This window comes from Streptomyces sp. NPDC001914 (genome assembly GCF_042891215.1).
Taxonomy (GTDB): Bacteria; Actinomycetota; Actinomycetes; order Streptomycetales; family Streptomycetaceae; genus Streptomyces.
Window position 1 is genome coordinate 570718 of sequence record NZ_JBIASW010000005.1, and the last position, 20267, is coordinate 590984.

18 protein-coding genes are annotated in these 20267 nt (G+C 70.5%); 10 read left to right on the plus strand and 8 right to left on the minus strand.

Features of this window, described 5'->3' with window-relative positions; translation table 11 throughout:
- Positions 1 to 5: 5 nt before the first annotated feature.
- The 7 genes from nadC (at position 6) to ACFYYF_RS18140 (ending at position 4854) form a co-directional block, all read left to right on the plus strand.
- A complete protein-coding gene (gene nadC / locus ACFYYF_RS18110) occupies positions 6 to 983 on the plus strand; it encodes a carboxylating nicotinate-nucleotide diphosphorylase (protein ID WP_361684755.1) in 978 nt (325 codons plus the stop codon).
- 8 nt (positions 984 to 991) lie between these two features.
- Positions 992 to 1789, plus strand: a complete 798-nt coding sequence (locus ACFYYF_RS18115; protein ID WP_361684753.1) for a type III pantothenate kinase — start codon at positions 992 to 994, stop codon at positions 1787 to 1789.
- Positions 1790 to 2266: 477 nt separating this feature from the next.
- The gene (locus tag ACFYYF_RS18120; protein ID WP_388776786.1) at positions 2267 to 2863 is read left to right on the plus strand and encodes a hypothetical protein; all 597 of its coding nucleotides are present in this window, start codon (positions 2267 to 2269) and stop codon (positions 2861 to 2863) included.
- A 55-nt stretch (positions 2864 to 2918) separates the two neighbouring features.
- Complete coding sequence (locus ACFYYF_RS18125; RefSeq protein ID WP_388776684.1) at positions 2919 to 3104, plus strand: hypothetical protein; 186 nt, start codon at positions 2919 to 2921, stop codon at positions 3102 to 3104.
- 153 nt (positions 3105 to 3257) lie between these two features.
- Positions 3258 to 3710, plus strand: a complete 453-nt coding sequence (locus ACFYYF_RS18130) for a BlaI/MecI/CopY family transcriptional regulator (protein WP_361684747.1) — start codon at positions 3258 to 3260, stop codon at positions 3708 to 3710.
- A gap of 9 nt (positions 3711 to 3719) precedes the next feature.
- A complete protein-coding gene (locus ACFYYF_RS18135; RefSeq protein WP_361684745.1) occupies positions 3720 to 4289 on the plus strand; it encodes an amino-acid N-acetyltransferase in 570 nt (189 codons plus the stop codon).
- Positions 4290 to 4518: 229 nt separating this feature from the next.
- Complete coding sequence (locus ACFYYF_RS18140) at positions 4519 to 4854, plus strand: Lsr2 family protein (RefSeq protein ID WP_361684743.1); 336 nt, start codon at positions 4519 to 4521, stop codon at positions 4852 to 4854.
- On the opposite strand, the gene ACFYYF_RS18145 is transcribed toward ACFYYF_RS18140, so the two are convergent.
- Positions 4833 to 5426 carry an SCO3374 family protein gene (locus ACFYYF_RS18145; RefSeq protein WP_388776688.1) on the minus strand — a complete coding sequence of 198 codons (594 nt, stop codon included), beginning with the start codon at positions 5424 to 5426 and terminating at the stop codon, positions 4833 to 4835. The genes ACFYYF_RS18140 and ACFYYF_RS18145 overlap by 22 nt on opposite strands.
- Before the next feature lie 431 nt (positions 5427 to 5857).
- Between ACFYYF_RS18145 and ACFYYF_RS18150 the strand changes: the two genes are divergently transcribed.
- Positions 5858 to 8383, plus strand: a complete 2526-nt coding sequence (locus ACFYYF_RS18150) for an ATP-dependent Clp protease ATP-binding subunit (protein ID WP_103552418.1) — start codon at positions 5858 to 5860, stop codon at positions 8381 to 8383.
- 74 nt (positions 8384 to 8457) lie between these two features.
- Here the strand turns inward: ACFYYF_RS18150 and ACFYYF_RS18155 are convergent, their stop codons facing one another.
- Positions 8458 to 11592 (minus strand): NACHT domain-containing protein, encoded by a 3135-nt coding sequence (locus ACFYYF_RS18155; RefSeq protein ID WP_388776690.1) that lies wholly within the window; start codon positions 11590 to 11592, stop codon positions 8458 to 8460.
- Between the two features lie 559 nt (positions 11593 to 12151).
- On the opposite strand from ACFYYF_RS18155, the gene ACFYYF_RS18160 reads away from it, so the two are divergent.
- Positions 12152 to 12838 (plus strand): M23 family metallopeptidase, encoded by a 687-nt coding sequence (locus ACFYYF_RS18160; protein ID WP_388776692.1) that lies wholly within the window; start codon positions 12152 to 12154, stop codon positions 12836 to 12838.
- Positions 12839 to 12964: 126 nt separating this feature from the next.
- Here ACFYYF_RS18160 and ACFYYF_RS18165 read toward each other — a convergent pair whose 3' ends face one another.
- Positions 12965 to 13564, minus strand: a complete 600-nt coding sequence (locus ACFYYF_RS18165) for a helix-turn-helix domain-containing protein (RefSeq protein WP_361684737.1) — start codon at positions 13562 to 13564, stop codon at positions 12965 to 12967.
- A gap of 172 nt (positions 13565 to 13736) precedes the next feature.
- Here ACFYYF_RS18165 and ACFYYF_RS18170 point away from each other — a divergent pair, with 172 nt between their 5' ends.
- Entirely contained in the window at positions 13737 to 15350 is a 1614-nt protein-coding gene (locus ACFYYF_RS18170; RefSeq protein ID WP_388776695.1) for an MDR family MFS transporter, read from the plus strand.
- Between the two features lie 150 nt (positions 15351 to 15500).
- Here ACFYYF_RS18170 and cseC read toward each other — a convergent pair whose 3' ends face one another.
- From cseC to ACFYYF_RS18195, 5 genes are all read right to left on the minus strand, one after another.
- Positions 15501 to 16952, minus strand: a complete 1452-nt coding sequence (gene cseC / locus ACFYYF_RS18175) for a two-component system sensor histidine kinase CseC (protein ID WP_388776697.1) — start codon at positions 16950 to 16952, stop codon at positions 15501 to 15503.
- Between the two features lie 100 nt (positions 16953 to 17052).
- Positions 17053 to 17760 (minus strand): two-component system response regulator CseB, encoded by a 708-nt coding sequence (cseB, locus tag ACFYYF_RS18180; protein ID WP_361684732.1) that lies wholly within the window; start codon positions 17758 to 17760, stop codon positions 17053 to 17055.
- A 17-nt stretch (positions 17761 to 17777) separates the two neighbouring features.
- A complete protein-coding gene (locus ACFYYF_RS18185) occupies positions 17778 to 18428 on the minus strand; it encodes a hypothetical protein (RefSeq protein WP_388776700.1) in 651 nt (216 codons plus the stop codon).
- Entirely contained in the window at positions 18416 to 18955 is a 540-nt protein-coding gene (locus tag ACFYYF_RS18190; protein ID WP_355766061.1) for a SigE family RNA polymerase sigma factor, read from the minus strand. The genes ACFYYF_RS18185 and ACFYYF_RS18190 overlap by 13 nt, the downstream gene beginning before the upstream one ends.
- 246 nt (positions 18956 to 19201) lie before the next feature.
- Positions 19202 to 20119: an A/G-specific adenine glycosylase gene (locus ACFYYF_RS18195; protein ID WP_388776704.1), complete on the minus strand. Its 918-nt coding sequence runs from the start codon at positions 20117 to 20119 to the stop codon at positions 19202 to 19204.
- Between the last annotated feature and the right edge of the window lie 148 nt (positions 20120 to 20267).

Consider the following 20267-nt stretch of genomic DNA (forward strand, 5'->3'; position numbering starts at 1 on the left):
CCGAAGTGAGCACCCACGACCTTCCCCTCGCCGAGAGCGGCGGCTGCGGCGACGGCTGCGGCTGCGGCGCAGACATGGACGAGGCGTACCTGGAGTGCGGTCTCGATCCCGCTCTGGCCCAGCTCCTCGCCGACGCGGGGCTCGACCCCCTGGAGGTCGAGGACATCGCGAACGTGGCGATCCAGGAGGACCTCGACCACGGCGTGGACGTGACGACCGTCGCGACCATCCCCGAGGACGCCGTCTCCACCGGGGACTTCACCGCCCGGGACGCGGGCGTCGTCGCGGGCCTGCGCGTCGCCGAGGCCGTCCTGTCCGTGGTCTGCACCGACGAGTTCGAGGTCGAGCGGCACGTCGAGGACGGCGACCTGGTCGAGGCCGGCCAGAAGCTGCTGAGCGTCACCACGCGCACCCGCGACCTGCTCACGGCCGAACGCAGCGCCCTGAACCTCCTGTGCCGCCTGTCCGGCATCGCGACCGCCACGCGCGCGTGGGCGGACGCCCTGGAGGGCACCGGCACGCGTGTGCGGGACACCCGCAAGACCACGCCGGGCCTGCGCTCCCTGGAGAAGTTCGCGGTGCGCTGCGGCGGCGGCGTCAACCACCGCATGTCGCTGTCCGACGCCGCGCTGGTCAAGGACAACCACGTGGTCGCCGCGGGCGGCGTGGCCGAGGCCTTCAAGGCCGTACGGGAGATGTTCCCCGAGGTCCCCGTCGAGGTCGAGGTCGACACCCTGCACCAGCTGCGCGACGTCGTGGACGCGGGCGCCGACCTGATCCTGCTCGACAACTTCACCCCGGTCGAGTGCGAGGAGGCGGTCGCCCTCGTTGCCGGCCGTGCCCTGCTGGAGGCGTCCGGCCGGCTCACCCTCGCCAACGCCTCGGCCTACGCCAAGACGGGCGTCGACTTCCTCGCGGTGGGTGCGCTCACGCACTCCTCCCCGATCCTCGACATCGGCCTCGACCTGCGAGCGGCGGAGTAACCCCGGCCATGCTGCTGACCATCGACGTGGGCAACACCCACACGGTCCTCGGTCTCTTCGACGGCGAGGAGATCGTCGAGCACTGGCGGATCTCCACCGACTCGCGCCGCACCGCCGACGAACTCGCCGTGCTGCTCCAGGGCCTCATGGGCATGCACCCGCTGCTCGGCGAGGAGCTCGGCGACGGCATCGACGGCATAGCGATCTGCGCGACCGTGCCGTCCGTGCTGCACGAGCTGCGCGAGGTGACGCGGCGCTACTACGGCGATGTCCCCGCCGTGCTGGTCGAACCCGGGGTCAAGACGGGCGTGCCGATCCTGACGGACAACCCCAAGGAGGTCGGCGCCGACCGGATCATCAACGCCGTGGCGGCCGTCGAGCTGTACGGAGGACCGGCGATCGTCGTCGACTTCGGTACGGCGACCACCTTCGACGCGGTCAGCGCGCGGGGCGAGTACATCGGCGGTGTCATCGCGCCCGGCATCGAGATCTCCGTCGAGGCCCTCGGCGTCAGGGGCGCGCAGCTCCGCAAGATCGAGGTGGCCCGGCCGCGTGCGGTGATCGGCAAGAACACCGTCGAGGCGATGCAGTCCGGCATCATCTACGGGTTCGCGGGCCAGGTCGACGGGGTCGTGAACCGGATGGCGCGCGAGCTCGCCGACGACCCCGAGGACGTCACCGTCATCGCCACCGGTGGACTCGCCCCGATGGTCCTCGGCGAGTCCTCGGTGATCGACGAGCACGAGCCCTGGCTGACGCTGATCGGGCTGCGTCTGGTGTACGAGCGGAACGTCTCGCGCATGTGACACCCGCCCGCGTGCGGCGGGCAGCCGGCATCGAAGGGGCTCCGCGTCCGCGGGGCCCTTTCCGTTTCCGCTCCGCCGGGGCCGACGCGTTTCCGGATTCCCGAACGGAATTCCCCAGCCAGTACCTGGCCCCGGCGCCCGGATCCGGCCTCTGACCCCGGCGCCCGGCGCCTGGCCCCACACCCGGCTTCCGCACCCGCACCCGGCTCCGGCACCCGGACCCAGACCCGGCACCCGCACCCGGCACCCGCACCCCGCCCCGGCACCCGGACCCGCACCCGGGCCCTGCCCCGGATCCTGCCCCTGCCCCTGTCCCGGACTCGGCCCCGTACCGGGCGCCCGGCACTCGGCCCCCGGTCACAGCAGGACGCGCCCCCGGCCATAGCAGGACGCGCCACATTTCTTCCGCTATGCGGATTTTGTCTGATTAGCACGTATCGTCGCCCCATGCCCACGCCCTACGGATCCCACGGCGGCATGGCGTTCGGTGCGGAGGAGCTGCGTGTGCTCCGCCGTGCCCTCGCCCTCGCCCTGCACCCCAGCCCCGTCTCGGCCGAGGACGTCCAGGACTGCCTCCGCCTCGCCGAGTCCGTCGACGAGGCCGCCCACGAGGGGGCCAGGCTCCGGGCCTTCCTGGTGGCCGATCTCGCCCGCTACCGGGCCGCCCTGCCGGGCACCGTCGCCGGCTATCTGGCCCTCCTGGAGGAAGTCCTCGCCTCCGGATACCGGCCGAACCCCGACGACCTCGCGGCGCTGCGCGCGCTGCGCGGCAACCCCGCGGCCGCCGCTCTCCTGGAGCGCTGCCGGGTCCTCGCCGAGCAGGACGTGCGCGCCCGGCTCGCGGGCCGCGCGGTCGTCCCGGTCCCCCCGTCCCGCACCCGTCTGCTGGCCCTGCCCGGCGGCCGCGCGGCCGAGGAGCCCGACAGGAGGCCCGAGCCGAGGCCGCAGCCCCAGCCGCCGGCCCGGTCGCCCCGCCCGGACCGGCCGATCCCCACCCCGGGCGAGGTCTTCCCGCCCCGGCGCAAGCCCGGCCCCCCTCCGGCGGACCCGCCGCAGCACCTCGCCGCGGGCTAGGCGCCGTCACGGACCCCGGCTGAGCCCAACGGTGCCCGCTGGCTACTCTGGTGGCATGGACTACGTCTCCGCGCTCGTGCCCCCGGTAGTGATGGCCGTGTTCTTCATCGGGCTCATCGTGACGATCGTGAAGAGTCAGGGCGGGGCCAACAAGGCCAAGGAGGACGGGGCCGTCGACGCCGCGCTCGCGCGCGTGGAGTCCGCCCAGCAGACCTCGGCCCCCAAGGACTCCGGGGCCTGATCCCCGGGGGGCCCGCGCGGCTCCCGCCGGCATCCCCCGGTGCGGGCCCGCACCGCACCGGCCCCGCCGTCACGGCGTACGACTCGGACGTTTCCTGCGTCCTTCGAGTCGTACGCCCTTTTTGTTGCCCCTCTCCCACTATTGTTCTGAACTGTGCCTCGCCCATTGGGAGAACTCGAAGACGCGGTCATGACGCGGGTGTGGAAGTGGAACCGCCCGGTGACCGTTCGGGAAGTCCTGGAAGACCTTCAACAGGAACGGTCCATCGCCTACACCACGGTGATGACCGTTTTGGACAATCTCCATCAGAAGGGCTGGGTCCGCCGCGAGGCGGAAGGCCGGGCCTATCGATATGAGGCGGTCTCCACACGGGCCGCCTACTCGGCGGCCCTGATGAACGACGCCTGGTCGCAGAGCGACAACCCGGCGGCCGCTCTCGTCGCCTTCTTCGGGATGATGAGCGCGGAACAGCGCGTGGCCCTCAGCGATGCCGTACGCATGGTGCAAGGGCCGGAACCGCGAGCCCCCGAAGCCGCCGAAAGGCCACCGGCGCCCGAGCCCTCCGAGGAGAACCCCGCCGCTGACGGGGACGCCTCCGGGCGATAGCGTCCGCTCATGTCAGCAGAGCATCCCGCGGAGGTTCCGGCAGGGCTTCCGGCGGAGCATCCCGAAGTCAGCGCAAAAGCCGTCACCGTCCGGCGGGCCAGGACCAGCGATGTCCCGGCCGTACGCCGACTCCTCGACGCGAACGTGCGCCGCCGTATCCTGCTCGACAAAGCCACCGTCACCCTTTACGAGGACATCCAGGAGTTCTGGGTCGCGGAACGCGACGACAACGCCGAGGTGGTCGGCTGCGGCGCCCTCCACGTGATGTGGGAAGACCTCGCGGAAGTCCGCACTCTCGCGGTGAACCCCACGGTCAAGGGCCTGGGCGTCGGTCATCAGTTGCTGGAGAAGTTGCTCCAGACCGCCCGCTGGCTCGGTGTTCGGCGGGTTTTCTGTCTGACCTTCGAAGTCGGCTTCTTCGCGAAGCACGGCTTCGTGGAGATCGGTGAGACACCCGTCGACACCGATGTCTACGCCGAGCTCCTGCGTTCCTATGACGAGGGCGTCGCGGAGTTCCTCGGTCTCGAACGAGTGAAACCGAACACCTTGGGCAACAGTCGGATGCTTCTGCATCTGTGATCGCGACCGGCTATTCCGGCGGAGTGCGTTGCCCACGTTCCCTATGTCCGAAACGCGCACGTTTCCGGGCGGGCCGAGTCCACTGAGTCCCTGCCAGGGGTTTGTGTTTTTCCGGCAAAAGCGGTTTGCTTTCCGACGTACTGCAGTACTGCATATAACAAGGGACGGCGAAACGGCGGACGCCGCGGGGCCCTCCTTGCCCTTGAAGTTATCGATGAAAGGAAATCCGGTGGCACAGAAGGTTCAGGTCCTTCTTGTCGACGACCTCGACGGTGGCGAGGCGGACGAGACCGTGACGTTCGCGCTGGACGGCAAGACGTACGAAATCGATCTCACGACCGCCAATGCGGACAAGCTCCGTGGCCTTCTCGACGCCTACGTCAAGGGTGGCCGTCGTACCGGTGGCCGTGCTTCGGGCGGACGCGGAAAGGCCCGCGTCGCTTCCGGCGGCGCCCAGGACACCGCGCTCATCCGCGCCTGGGCAAAGGAGAACGGCCTGGAGGTCAACGACCGCGGCCGTGTTCCCGCGACCATTCGCGAGGCCTACGAGAAGGCCAACGGCTGAGCACGCGCTCGCCGCAGTCTTACCCGATGGCACTGCGTCGCCATCGTCTGCACCAGTCGTACGAGATCGGGGGCGCCCCCAACGCCCCCGCCGGCGGCCCCACCGCCCAGCGCCGACAGTGTCGGCAACGCCGGTTCCACCGCGCGGCCGGGCTCCGGGGGCCGCAGCCAGCGGACGGCCCCTCGTGGGCCACTGGCTGTTTCCGGACCGGCCGTGGGCGGGGGAGCCTCGATGCTTCCGCCCGCGCCGATCGCCGTGAGATCCAGCGCGAGAGCGCCCCACTCCAGCCAGTCGAGCAGCCCCGGCAGCTCCTCCGCGCTCCCCGCGGCCACCAGCAGCCGCATCCGCTCCCCGTGAAGCACCACCGGGGAAGCCGGTCCCAGATGCCGCAGCGCCGGGAATCCCGCCTCCGCCGGCACCTCCAGGACGTCGAAGCGCAGCCCCGTGACCAGCCGTACCGGCGGCCCGGGCACTGCCGCCCAGCCCAGTTCGTTCTCGTACCACCGGCACACCGGATCGACCGGATCACCCGGATCGGACGGCCGACGGGGGGCGGGGACGGTGGGAACCATGCAAGGAGCAACCGTCAAAAGACCCCCGGAGTTACGCTGGGTGTTCACGCAACCGCACAGAGTTCCTTGTGAAGGGGCGTGCGGGAGCGTTTCGCCGGGCATGGATGTTCGCCCGTAGCGGAGGGAAACGGTGCGCGCGGCATGGACTGTCAGTGCGCGCGGGTAAGACATGCCTAGTGGGGAGGGGCGACACGCAGGGCTCGGGCATCTCACGTTCGCCATCGGCGTACAGCGGGAGAGGGTATCTGCCTGGCCTGCGGGAACATCGTCTCGCACCATCAGGTTGGAGCAGATGTCGGCGTTCGGGGTCAGGAGGCCAAGGACGGTGTCGGCAGTTGGAATGAGCGGTCCCCGCTTGCGGGACTAAGCTGCGGAAGGACAGGGAGGGGAGCGTCCCCTTACTGCCTGACCGCTCTGAGGAGCGATTAACGATGTTCGAGAGGTTCACCGACCGCGCGCGGCGGGTTGTCGTCCTGGCTCAGGAAGAAGCCCGGATGCTCAACCACAACTACATCGGCACCGAGCACATCCTCCTGGGCCTGATCCACGAGGGTGAGGGTGTCGCCGCTAAGGCCCTGGAGAGCCTCGGGATTTCGCTCGAGGCGGTCCGCCAGCAGGTGGAGGAGATCATCGGCCAGGGCCAGCAGGCCCCCTCCGGCCACATCCCCTTCACCCCCCGTGCCAAGAAGGTCCTGGAGCTGTCGCTCCGCGAGGCCCTTCAGCTGGGCCACAACTACATCGGCACGGAGCACATCCTGCTCGGCCTGATCCGCGAGGGCGAGGGCGTCGCCGCCCAGGTCCTGGTCAAGCTGGGCGCAGACCTCAACCGGGTGCGGCAGCAGGTGATCCAGCTGCTCTCCGGCTACCAGGGCAAGGAGACCGCCACCGCCGGCGGTCCTGCCGAGGGCACCCCCTCCACGTCCCTGGTCCTCGACCAGTTCGGCCGGAACCTCACCCAGGCCGCTCGTGAGTCCAAGCTCGACCCGGTCATCGGGCGCGAGAAGGAGATCGAGCGGGTCATGCAGGTGCTGTCCCGCCGTACGAAGAACAACCCGGTGCTCATCGGTGAGCCCGGCGTCGGCAAGACCGCCGTCGTCGAGGGCCTCGCCCAGGCCATCGTCAAGGGCGAGGTGCCCGAGACCCTCAAGGACAAGCACCTCTACACCCTGGACCTCGGCGCGCTGGTCGCCGGCTCCCGCTACCGCGGTGACTTCGAGGAGCGCCTGAAGAAGGTCCTCAAGGAGATCCGCACCCGCGGCGACATCATCCTGTTCATCGACGAGCTGCACACGCTGGTCGGTGCGGGTGCCGCAGAGGGCGCCATCGACGCCGCTTCGATCCTGAAGCCGATGCTGGCCCGCGGTGAGCTCCAGACCATCGGTGCGACCACGCTGGACGAGTACCGCAAGCACCTCGAGAAGGACGCGGCCCTCGAGCGCCGCTTCCAGCCGATCCAGGTGGCGGAGCCTTCCCTCCCCCACACGATCGAGATCCTCAAGGGTCTGCGCGACCGGTACGAGGCCCACCACCGCGTGTCCATCACGGACGAGGCCCTGGTGCAGGCGGCGACGCTCGCCGACCGGTACATCTCGGACCGCTTCCTGCCCGACAAGGCGATCGACCTGATCGACGAGGCCGGCTCCCGGATGCGCATCCGCCGGATGACCGCGCCGCCGGACCTCCGCGAGTTCGACGAGAAGATCGCGGGCGTGCGCCGCGACAAGGAGTCGGCCATCGACTCCCAGGACTTCGAGAAGGCGGCCTCTCTCCGCGACAAGGAGAAGCAGCTGCTGGCGGCGAAGGCCAAGCGCGAGAAGGAGTGGAAGGCCGGCGACATGGACGTCGTGGCCGAGGTCGACGGCGAGCTGATCGCCGAGGTCCTGGCCACCGCCACCGGCATCCCGGTCTTCAAGCTGACCGAGGAGGAGTCCTCGCGTCTGCTGCGCATGGAGGACGAGCTCCACAAGCGGGTCATCGGCCAGAAGGACGCCATCAAGGCGCTCTCGCAGGCGATCCGCCGTACGCGAGCGGGTCTGAAGGACCCGAAGCGTCCCGGTGGCTCCTTCATCTTCGCCGGCCCCTCGGGTGTCGGTAAGACGGAGCTGTCGAAGACCCTCGCGGAGTTCCTCTTCGGTGACGAGGACGCACTGATCTCCCTCGACATGTCGGAGTTCAGCGAGAAGCACACGGTCTCGCGTCTCTTCGGTTCGCCCCCCGGCTACGTGGGCTACGAAGAGGGCGGCCAGCTGACCGAGAAGGTCCGCCGCAAGCCGTTCTCCGTCGTCCTCTTCGACGAGGTCGAGAAGGCCCACCCGGACATCTTCAACTCGCTGCTGCAGATCCTGGAGGACGGTCGTCTGACCGACTCCCAGGGCCGGGTCGTGGACTTCAAGAACACGGTCATCATCATGACGACCAACCTCGGCACCCGGGACATCTCCAAGGGCTTCAACCTCGGCTTCGCGGCCGTGGGCGACGTCAAGACGAACTACGACCGGATGAAGGCCAAGGTCAACGAGGAGCTGAAGCAGCACTTCCGCCCCGAGTTCCTGAACCGTGTCGACGACACGGTGGTCTTCCACCAGCTCACCGAGGAAGACATCATCCAGATCGTCGACCTCATGATCGCCAAGGTCGACGAGCGTCTGAAGGACCGGGACATGGGCATCGAGCTCAGCCCGACCGCCAAGTCGCTCCTCGCGAAGAAGGGCTACGACCCCGTCCTGGGCGCCCGGCCGCTGCGCCGGACCATCCAGCGCGAGATCGAGGACGTCCTCTCGGAGAAGATCCTCTTCGGCGAGCTCCGTCCGGGCCACATCGTGGTCGTCGACACGGAGGGCGAGGGCGAGGCCAAGACCTTCACCTTCCGCGGTGAGGAGAAGTCGGCACTCCCCGACGTCCCGCCGATCGAGCAGGCCGCGGGCGGTGCCGGTCCCAACCTGAGCAAGGAGGCGTGACCTCCGGGTCCGCCTGAAAAGGGGCTGCCCCGGGACTTCGGTCCCGGGGCAGCCCCTTTTCCGTGGCCGGGGAGTCACATGACGCCCTGGGTGACGGTCGCCGTGTGCTCGCCCGGCAACTGCTCCGCGAGCCGTTCGGGCACGGTGCCGGTGTCCGAACCGAGGACGAAGTGGACCGTCCGCAGATGGGGCAGCATGGTCCTCAGCGCGGAAAGGTCCTCGTTCCCCGCCGGCTTCCTCAGCTCCAGATGTTCGACGGACGGCAGCGGCGGCGCCGACACGAGGGCTCCGAGCGCGGACCGGTGGATCCGCAGCTCCCTGAGCCCCGGCAGCGCGGCGGCCTCGGACCAGTCCTCCGGACCGAGCTCTCCGGGCACCCGGCTCAGCCACAGGGTGCGCAGCGACCGCCGCCAGTGGCCCAGCCCCCGCAGCCCGGTCTCCCGCAGCACGTCCAGCCCGAAGGAGAGGACCTCCAGCGGCGAGTCCAGGGGGAGCGTCCCGCTCAGGGACGGGCCCGGGAGCCGGTGTCCCACGTTCAGTTCCCGCAGGGACGTCAGCGCGGTCAGACCGGCGGGCGGCGGGGTCCGCCCCTGGTGGGACAGCATCGACAGGGTCCGCAGGGGCAGCTCCGCGAGGGGCGCGAAGCTGCCGACCTCCGTGCACTGGTCGAGGTTGAGCTGCGCCAGCCGCGGCTGGGCCCTCAGGAAGTCCAGGTCCTCCATGCGGCTGTTGTAGAGCAGCGCCAGATGGGTCACCCGGTCGGGCGGAAGGCAGGAGCGCAGGTCCGCGGACCCGATGTCCCCGATGATCTGCAGCCTGGACCGGCCGCCCAGTTCGCGGAGCACATGGAGCTGGGAGGCCGAGTGCGCGGTGAAGTACAGCCCCGCCGGATCCAGTCCGGCGATGACCTCGGCCCCGTAGCGCTCGGTGTCGAACCGGTGCCATGCCCAGGTGAGCTGGGCCCGCACCGACACGGCCGGGTGGGAACGGAAGCGCGCCAGCACGGGGACGGCCGCGTCGGTGCCGATCAGGGAGGCGGTGATCACGACACCGCGGGCCTCGGCATCGGTCAGCCCCTCGGGCCCGGGCAGCAGTTCCAGGACGAGCGGGCCGGCCTCGGCGAGGGCGCGCGCCTCCGCCGCCGACCTCGGCGGGACGAGGGCTGCCGCGTCGCTCTCGACGGCGGCCCGTACGTCGGGCGCGAGCTGCGTGGCGTGTTCCAGCGAGGCGAGGGCGAGCAGTCGTACGCGGGTCGCCGCCGCGCCGTCGAGCCGTGCCGCCGCTCCGGTCATGGAGCCGAGCAGTTCGGCCCGTTCACGGGGACGGGCGTGGGCGACGGCCATCCGGACCACGTCCGCCCACTGGGACTCCCCGGCGTTGCGCACCAGCAGCCCGAAGTCCCCGTCCTCCACGGCGGCCTTGGCGCCCAGGTAGTCCTGGAAGGTGCGGTGGACGAACTCCACGGTTCCCGGGGCGGGTTCACGCAGCAGGCCGCTGCGCAGGACGAGGTGACGCAGGATCTGTCCGGCGTCGCCCTGCCGGGCCGCGGCCGGGAGCGAGGGCAGGACGTCGGCGACGATGCGTTCGGCGCGGTCCCGGTCCATCTCCGACCGGTTGTTGCGGATCAGCCAGTAGGCGAGCCGCTGGAGGAGCTGGATCTGGGGGAGTTCGGTGAGATGGACGCCGTCGTGGCCGCTTCCGGTGGCGAACATGTCGCGCTCCTCGTCGCGGCGCGCGAGCAGCATGGAGAGCGCGGCGTCGTACAACTCCTGTCTGCCGTGCGGCAGATAGCCCCGCCGGTCGCGGTGCAGCGCGCAGATCAGGCCGCACATCAGGGGATTGGTGGCGAGGCGGCCGAGGTCCTGCCTGATCCGGACGGCGTCGAGGAGGGAGCGCTCGTAGCCGTCGAGGAGGTCGGTGCCGGGGGAGTCCAGGCGTGCCGCGTCGTGCCAGCGGCGGATGAAGGCGGCCACGTCGTCGCCGGTCATCGGTGAGAGGACGAGTTCGGTGAAGCCGTCGGGTGTGAGCCAGTCCTCACGTACGGCCGAGGGGCGGGAGGTGACGAGCCACTGGTTGCCCGGGTAGGCGTCGAGGAGTTCGCGCAGCCAGCGGCGGGTGTGTTCGCGCTCACGTTCGGGGATCTCGTCGAGCCCGTCGACGAGGAGGAGGCCGCGGCCGTGCCGGAGCACCCTGTCGCTCCAGCCGTCCGGCTGGGTCGCGTGGAAGGGGATCCGGACGGCGGACAGGAAGGCGTCGGGGGCCGGCAGGCCGTCGGGCCGGCGGACCAGGGTGCGCAGCGGGAGGACGAAGGGGACGCGGTCGCCCCGCTCCCCGCGCGCCGCGGTCACCGCGAGCCACTGCACCAGCGTGGTCTTGCCGGAGCCGGCCACCCCGCGCAGGAGGACGAGGTCCTGTTCCGCGAGGGCCTGTTCGGCGGGCAGCGGGGCGCCTGCGGCGGCGAGGGGCACGCCCTCCGCGGTGGCGGTCCGCTCGTCCTCCGGGGGGCGCAGGGCCTGGAGGCTGAGGTAGGCGGCGTCCAGCGGCCAGCGTTCGGGGGAGTTGACGAGGTCGATGCCGTAGATGGTGAGGTGGCCGTGCCGGGTGGCGACATGGGCGAGATAGCGCTGTTCGAAGGCCTGGTCGGTGCCGCCCGTCATGGGCGTGCGGGCGATGAGCTCGTCCACCTTGGCGATGAGTTCGCGCTGTCTGCGGCTCTGTTCCACGAGGGTGCGGGGGACGAACGCCGAGCGCTGCGTGAAGAAGTGCAGGACGTGCAGGCAGGCGGTGTCGAGCAGCCCCTCGTAGAACAGGGTCGCGTCGAAGGACAGGTCCCGGCCGGGGTCCCCGGCGGCCGCGCGCAGCCGCAGGGCGAGTGCCCGGTGGCCGAGCTCCACCGCCTGGACGTCCGTCATGGTGAGGTCGCCCAGGGCGTGCAGGGTCCGGCCGAGGGCGTGGACGACGGCCTGTTCCTCGTCGGCGGGGAGGGGGCGCTCGCCGCCCCGCAGGGCCCGGCCGACGAGGTCGGCCGAGAGCCTGGCCAGTTCCCTCTCTCCGACGACCCGTTTCTCGCCCGTGAAGGAGACGAGCGCCGAGATCCGTACGGGCCTGTCCACGAGCCCCGCTCCCGGCCCCTCGGCCACGAAGAGCTTCCTGACCAGCGGCGCGGCCACGCTCGAGGCCAGGCGCGTGCCGATGGTTACTGGGTCCATGACGATCCCCCCGGAGAGCGTTGGGCCGGAAGGGCAACCGTATGGTCTGGCGGCGGATCGGCACAGTGGTGCCGCGGGGTGCCCCTGAAGGGTTCGCGGACGCCCCAAGACCCTTGAAAGCAGGGGCAGGCAGGGTAGCCCGCGTCACATTCAGGGGGGTCCGGAGCGGGTGCCCCGGTGACATGAGGCACAGGCGTTTTGTCCGGTACTAGGTTGATTAGTGGATACCCGAAAACGGACAAAAAGGACCTTTGGCCCAGGGTGGGAGGGACTGACGGCAGGGAGTCCCGACGGGTGGGTCGAAGGCAGGTTTAGCAAGGGATGTATAGGGCTGAAGTGGGGTTAAACCCTGCTTTCGGCGCCAAACAGGCAAGATCCAGTGCCGGATGTCCGGAGTGTCAAGGTTCGGGAAGTTTCAGTATCAAGTACTACTTCGCACCGTAGATGGGGGGTTTGAACCGGGTTGGGGGCGCGGGTTACCAATGAATGGCCAGCACGGCAGCGAGCAGTCCGCCGGAGCTGTTGTTCAGTCCCTTGTCCCCGTCTCCACGAGGTTTTCATGTCGAAGCGCGTCACGTCCCGCAAGTCCCTTACGTCCCTGGTTCGCACTCGGGCGGCCGTTCTGACCGTCGGTCTGGGCGCCTCGGTCGTGCTGGGCGCAGGGGTCGCGACCGCCGCTGAAACCGGCGTCAGCAGCAGCGCCACCGTCACCGCGGCCAACGCCGTTCACACCCAGGCCGCCGCTCAGGCCAAGGCCGCCGCCGCGAAGAAGGCCGCCGTCACGAAGGCGACCGTCGCGAAGAAGGCCGCCGCCAAGAAGAAGGCCGCCTCCTGGGTCGACCCGGTCGCGAAGTACTCCCTGTCCGCCAGCTTCAACCAGGCCGGCGGCATGTGGGCCCACAAGCACTCCGGCCAGGACTTCGCCGTGCCGACCGGCACCAACGTCATGGCCGCCCACGGCGGCACCGTCGTCAAGGCGGGCCCCAACGGCGCCGGTGACGGTCCGGCGTACGGCAACGCCGTCGTCATCAAGCACGCCAACGGCACGTACTCGCAGTACGCCCACCTGTCGCGCATCGACGTGCACGTCGGCCAGGTCGTGTCCACCGGCCAGCACATAGCCCTGTCCGGCAACACTGGTAACTCCAGCGGCCCGCACCTGCACTTCGAGATCCGCACGACCCCCAACTACGGTTCGGCCGTCAACCCCGTCGCGTTCCTGAACAAGATGGGCGTCAAGGTCTGACCCGCTCGCGCCGGTGACCCGGCGCGGAGCCCCGGCGTGTGTGCCGGAGAGCGGAACCCGAGGCGGAGCCCCGGTGCCGAAAGCGGCACCGGGGCTCCGTCGTCGTACGCGATGCCGTGAGGCAGGTCACCGCTGGGAGGCCCCGCCTCCGTGAGCCTGTGTCACCAGATCGATCGCGACCTCCAGGACGGCCCTGCGCTTGTCCTCGGGGTCGCCTTCGACCTCCTTGAGGACGAACATCCCGGCGTGCATCGTGAAGAGCGCGCTGATGCAGCGGACCTGGTCGGTCAGCGGTGCCTCGGGCTCCTTGATGATCTCCAGCATGCTGATCATGCGGTCCTTGAAGGTCTCGCCGATGCTCAGCTCGCGGACCGTCGCCTGGTTCTCCTGCATGAAGCGGAAGAGCGGGGACGCTCCGCCGAGGGCCTCGCTGTAGCGGCGCAGCACCTCCTGCTTGGTCTCCAGGCTGTGCGGCTGCCGCCTGCCCCATTCGATCAGCTCGTCGAGCGGCCGCGTCAGATCCTGGAAGATGCTGATCAGGATCTCTTCCTTGGTCTTGAAGTGGTAGTAGAGCGCCGCCTTGGTGACGTCCAGGTGCTCGGCGATCTCGCGCAGCGAGGTCTTCTCGTAGCCGTGCTCGGAGAAGAGTTCGAGGGCTACGTCCTGGATGCGCTGCCGAGTGTCGCCTCGGCGCTGCCGCTTGATGCCGTCCATGGTGCCGCCCATCCTCGTCTCCCTCGCCCTGCTTGGAAACTTACCTGTCGACCGGCAGGTAAAACTAGTCCAACTTACTTGACGCCCGGCTAGTTAGAGGGCTATTTTCCCGGATGTGATGAGCTTGCCGGTCGGCAAGTAAGTAGCCGGTCCGACGGCACAGGTACATAGGGGAGTGGGAACGATGGCGGACAAGACGAAGGCGGCCGAACCGGCCGCCGAGCAGACCGGGAAACCGGCCGAGGGTGAGAAGCAGCAGCGCAGCGTGCGCGTGGTCCTGCTCGCGCTGATGCTCACGATGATGCTGGCGATGCTCGACAACATGATCGTCGGCACGGCCATGCCGACCATCGTGGGCGACCTCGGCGGACTCGAGCACCTTTCCTGGGTCGTGACGGCGTACACGCTCGCCACCGCGGCCTCCACCCCGATCTGGGGCAAGCTCGGCGACATGTACGGCCGCAAGGGCTCGTTCATGACGTCGATCGTGATCTTCCTGATCGGCTCCGCGCTGAGCGGCATGGCCCAGAACATGGGTGAGCTGATCGGATTCCGCGCCATCCAGGGTCTCGGCGCCGGCGGTCTCATGGTCGGTGTCATGGCGATCATCGGCGACCTGATCCCGCCCCGCGAGCGGGGCAAGTACCAGGGCATGATGGCCGGCATCATGGCGCTGGCGATGATCGGCGGCCCGCTGATCGGCGGCACCATCACCGACAACTGGGGCTGGCGCTGGTCCTTCTACATCAACCTGCCGCTCGGCGCGATCGCGCTCGCCGCGATCAGCATCGTCCTGCACCTGCCGAAGAAGCGGTCCGAGACGCGCATCGACTACCTCGGTGCCGCGCTGCTCACCATCGGCATCACCTCCATCGTCCTCGTCACCACCTGGGGCGGCACGGAGTACGCCTGGTCGTCCGCGCGGATCATGGAGCTCATCGGCCTCGGCGTCGCCGCGCTGGTCGGGTTCGTCTTCTGGCAGACCAAGGCCGCCGAGCCGATCGTGCCGCTGCACATCTTCCGCAGCCGCAACTTCACCCTGATGTCGATCATCGGCTTCGTCACCGGCTTCGCCATGTTCGGCGCCACGCTGTTCCTGCCGCTCTACCAGCAGGCCGTGCAGGGCGCGTCCGCGACCAACTCCGGTCTGCTCCTGCTGCCCATGCTCGGTGCGATGCTGGTGACGTCGATGGTCGCCGGCCGGGTCACCACCGCCACCGGCCGCTACAAGATCTTCCCCGTCCTCGGCGGCGTGCTGATGGTGATCGGCCTCTACCTGCTGTCGACGATGGACACGGACACCACCCGCTTCATGTCCGGCGTCTACATGGCCGTCCTCGGCCTGGGCATGGGCTGCCTGATGCAGGTCACCATGCTGGTGGCGCAGAACAGCGTGGAGATGAAGGACATGGGCGTCGCGTCCTCCTCCACCACCCTGTTCCGCACGCTCGGCTCGTCGTTCGGTGTCGCCGTCATGGGCGCGCTGTTCAACAACCGCGTCAACGACGTCATGGCGGAGAAGGCCGGCGCGCTGGGCGCGAAGATCATCGAGCAGTCCCCGCAGCTCGACGCGGCGAGCCTGGCCAAGCTGCCGGCGCCGGCGCGCGCGGCCTACCAGCAAGCGGTGTCGGCCGGTATCCACTCGGCCTTCCTGCTGGGCGCGGCGGTGTCCGTGATCGTGATGATCGCGTCGGTGTTCGTCAAGGAGGTCGCCCTCAAGGGCGCCGGAGGGCCCAAGCCCGGCGAGGGCGGCGCGTCCGACGAGGCACCCCAGGTCCCGCTCGCCGAGGCGGTCTGACCTGATCATGGGGCCGGCCTCGCCGCCGGCCCCGCAAGCCCGCCCGACGAAGAAGGCCCCCGGCGTTGTCCGCCCCGGGGGCCTTCTCCCGTATCCGGCGACAGCCGTTCACCTCCACCCGGGTGGCGAGAGACCCCGCGACCCCGGTGTCTACTTCCCCGACGTCGGCAGCATCGGGTAGCTCCCGGTGTTCGTCGGCGCGTGCTCCGGCAGCCACAGGACCGCGACCGCGCCCTCGGCGGGCACGCCCTGCGGAGCCCCGGCCGGCCGTACGTTGCGGAAGGTCAGCCGCGCGCCGAGCACCCGGGCCTGGCCCGCCGCGATGGTCAGGCCGAGTCCGTGGCCGTCGCCCGAGCGGTCGGTGCTGCCCGTGCGGAACCGGCTCGGCCCCTCGGCGAGGAGCTTCTCGGGGAAACCGGGGCCGTGGTCGCGGACCCGGATGACCCGGCCCTCGACCGTGACCTCGATCGGCGGCCTGCCGTGCCGGGCCGCGTTCGCCAGGAGGTTGAGAAGGACGCGTTCCAGCCGGCGCGGGTCCGTCGTGACCTCCGACTCGTGCACCACCCGCACCTCGACGTCCGCACCCTTGGCGGCGATCCGCCGGGCCACGAACTCGCCGAGCATGATGTCCTGCAGCTCGGCCCGCTCGGAGGCCCCGTCGAGCCGGGCGACCTCCAGCACGTCCTCGACGAGCGTGCGCATGGCCTGCGCACGGTCCCGGACGAGTTCGGTGGGGCGGCCGGGCGGCAGGAGTTCGGCCGCCGTGAGCAGCCCGGTCACCGGGGTGCGCAGTTCATGGGCGATGTCGGCGGTCACCCGGCGCTCCGCCTCCAGACGCTGCTGGAGCGCGTCGGCCATGGCGTCCACGGCCCGCGCCAGATCGTCCGTCTCGTCGAGCACGACACCGCCGATCGCGTCCCGCACCCGGACGTCCGGCTCGCCCTTGGCGACCCGGTTCGCCGCGGCCGCCGCCTTGCGCAGCCGGCGTGAGAGCTGCCCGCCGATCAGCACGCCGAGCGCGCTGCCGCCGAGGACGACCGCGATCGAGCCGATGATCAGCGCCTGGTCGAGATCCTTCATCACGTCCGCGTTGCGGTCCGTGAAGCGCTCGTGCCAGGACAGCACCTGGCCGTTCCTGAGCGGGACCGCGGCCCAGATGTCCGGCACGCCCGTGGAACTGTCGGAGACGTAGGTCGCCCGCCGTCCCTCGGAGACCTTCGCCAGCAGGTCCGCCGGGATGGAGGAGTCGTCTATCTTGGCGCCGAACGGCGGCGGCCGGCCCGGCCCGTACATGCGCTCGGCGAGCTGGATGCGTTCGTCGGCGAGGTCGCGCGAGTTGTCCAGCATCGAGACGCGGGCCGCGTTGTGCACGACCAGACTCAGCGCGACGGCGACCAGCGCGCCGACCAGGGCGATCGCCGTGCTGAGCTTCCAGCGGATGCCCGTACGGATGCTCGTACCCGAATCCGCGCACCGGTCGATCCCTATGCCGATGCTCCTGCCCCGGCCGCCGTGCCCCCGGCCGCCGGCCCCGCCGTGCTCCCGGCCTCCGCCCCCGCCGAGAACCTCGGCGCCGACTCCCCCGCGCGAACCCGTGCCCATGCCGCCCCCCGCTCGCGCACGCCCGCCCGGAACCGGGCCCCGCCCCGCGGCCGGGGAGCCCCCCGGAGCCGAGCGCTGAAACATCCCCCGCATGACGTGCTCAGGCCTTCAACTTGTAGCCGAAGCCGCGGACCGTCTCGATACGGTCCTGGCCGATCTTCGTCCGCAGCCGCTGCACATGGACGTCGACCACCCGCGTGTCCCCGCCCCAGCCGTAGTCCCACACCCGCTCCAGCAGCTTGTCGCGGCTCAGCACCGTCCCCGGCGCGGACGAGAACTCCAGGAGCAGCCGCATCTCGGTGGGGGTCAGCGCCACCGGCGTACCGCCCCGGGTCACCTCCATGCCCTCGGTGTCCACCTCCAGCTCACCGAAGACGAGCACCCCGCCCTCCACCGGCGCGCCGCCGTCGGCCGCCGCGCCCGCGCCGCCGCTCGCGTGCCCGAAGCGGCGCAGCACCGCGCGGATCCGGGCGACGAGCACCGCGCCGTCGAAGGGCTTGGTCACGTAGTCGTCGGCGCCGGCCTCCAGGCCGAGCACGACGTCGATCGAGTCGGCGCGCGCGGACAGCATGATGACCGGCACGGTCGACTCGTCGCGGATACGGCGGCACAGCGACACACCGTCGAGCCCCGGGACCATGACGTCCAGCAGGGCGATGTCGGGACGGTCGGCGCGAAAGGCCTCCAGGCCCGAGAGCCCGTCGGGCATGGCCGTGACCGCGAAGCCGTCGCGCTCCAAGGCGAGTTGTGTGGCCTCGCGGATGACGTCGTCGTCCTCGACGAACAGGACGTGGGTCTGCTCTGCCATCCGGCTGCTCCGCGCTCTCAGTTCGCGTCCGGGGCGGGCGAGGAGGAGCCGCCCACCGCGTTGCTGTAGTCGTTGTGGATCCTGGACTGTTCGACGAAGCGTGTCGAGGTCCAGCGGTAGGTGATCACTTCTTCGCTGGACGGGTACGACACCGGGTCGCCCTTCTCGTACAGCTGCTGGGTGACCACGAGATCGCCCCGGTCGATCTCGGCGTAGACCGGGGGCTCCTCGGTCTTGAAGACGTTCTCGTACCGGCCGTTCTCCTGGCGGTAGACATAGCTGCCCACACCCACGGCGTCGGCACAGGTCATCACGTTGACCACTATGTCGTTCGAGGCGCCGCCGGTCAGGTCGCCGTACGACACGTCGACCGGGTACTCGTCGGCGACGCACGGCTTCAGGTCGCGCTTGACCGCCGCGCTGACCGCCGGGTCGTTCTTGACGAGCTTGACCGCGTCCACACGCCGGGCGGCCTGGGAGGGGGAGCCGGAGACGACCGGCTTGATGCTGCCCTTGGCGACCGCGTCGCTGCCCGCCGGGCCCTCGTCGCGGGCACCGGTGCCGCCGGTGGCGCACGCGGTCACGAAAAGGCCGAGGGCGGCGAGCCCGGCCGCCGCCGAACTCCCCGCCTTCAGGGCCGTACCGGCCCGGGCTCCTAGGCCGCGCAACGCTCCCGCTCCTCACGTTCGAGCGCGCGGGCGTCCAGGTCGCGGCTCTCCAGCTCCTCGCGGAGCCGGGCCAGCGCCCGGTGCAGCGTGCTCTTGACCGTTCCGGCCGACATGCCGAGTGCGGCGGCCGTCTCCTCGGTGGACATCTGCTCCCAGTGTCGCAGCACCACGACACTGCGCTGCTTGGGTGCCAGCACCTTCATGATGTCCATGAGCAGCGCGCGGTCCGCGTGCTGCTCGGTGGCGTCCTCCACGGACGCGTCCGGCAGCTGCTCGGTGGGCACCTCTTCGAGCTTGCGCGCCCGCCACCACTCGGTCCGCGTGTTGATCATCACGCGGCGCAGGTAGGCGTCGGCGAGACGCTTGTCCGCGATGCCCTCCCAGCGGCCGTACGTCCGCACGAGCGCCGTCTGGAGCAGGTCCTGGGCGTCGACCGGGTCGGGGACCAGGCGGCGGGCACTGCGCAGCAGCGCGTCCTGCCGGGTACGGACGTACTCCTCGAATTCGAGCACCTCGCCCTGCGCCATGATCAACCGCCTCCGTCCCCGTTTCCGACCTGCCCGCTGCCGGTTGTCCGTTGCCTGCGAACCGCCGCCGCCTCTGGTCCGGCGGTGTTCTGCGGTACGGCAATGAAGCTACGGAGGGGTTGTCACGGGGTTGTCCGAGACAGCCTGCGGCCAGCACTCGGCTGTCCGTCGGTTGTGTAACGGCTGTAGGTACGGGGTAAAGGCGGGTGGTCCTTTGTCCCGGTTGATCCGGTGTTGGCGTCGGGTCTAGGTGAGGGGCAGCCGGTACAGACCGCCGGGGAGCGGTTCGACCAGTCCGTCGGCGACGAGCCCGTCCAGGGCGCGGCCGCGCTGCACCGGCTCGTCCCACACCCGGTCCAGCGCGGTCTGCGGAACCGGTACATGCGCCTCCCGCAGGACGGCCAGCAGCTTGCCGCGCACCTGGCGGTCCGTACCCGCGTACGTCTGCCCCTTGCGCGGCGGCCCGTCGTGCTCCGGCTTGCCGGCCAGCCGCCAGGCGCACTGCGCGGCGATCGGGCAGCGGTGGCACGTCTCGTTCTTCGCCGTGCACACCAGCGCGCCGAGTTCCATCGAGGCGGCGGCCCAGCGCGCCGCCGTGCTCTCGCCCTCGGGCAGCAGGGCGCGGGCGAGCCGGCGCTCGGCGGCCGTGGTGGCGTTCGGCGGGTACTGCACGCCGGTGACGGCCCGGGCGAAGACCCGGCGGACGTTCGTGTCCAGGACGGGATGACGCTGGCCGTACGCGAACGACGCGACCGCCGCCGCCGTGTACTCCCCGATGCCGGGCAGCGCCAGCAACTGCGCGTGATCGGTCGGTACGTCGCCGCCGTGCCGTTCCGTTATGGCCACCGCGGCGCCGTGCAGTCTGAGGGCGCGGCGCGGATAGCCGAGCCGCCCCCAGGCGCGGACCGCCTCCCCGGGCGCGTCCTTCGCCAGGTCGGCGGGGCGCGGCCAGCGCTCCAGCCACTGCTCGTACACGGGCAGGACACGGTTGACCGGGGTCTGCTGGAGCATGAACTCGCTGACCATCACGGCCCAGGGGCCGGCATCGGGATGCCGCCAGGGCAGATCGCGGGCGTGCGCGTCGAACCAGGCGATGACGGGGGTGTGGAGGTCCTCGGCGGAGGCGTTCCGGGCGGGCGCGGTGGGCTTGGTGGGTGCAGTCATGGCACTACCGATCCTGCCATGCGGCGGTGAGGATGCGGGGACGACGCCGGGGGCGGGCGGAGGTGAAAGACCGCACCCGGCGGCCGTCACGGCGCCGGAACGGATGTCCGCCGGGATGATGATCCGGAAAAGTTGGTACCGGGGCGGC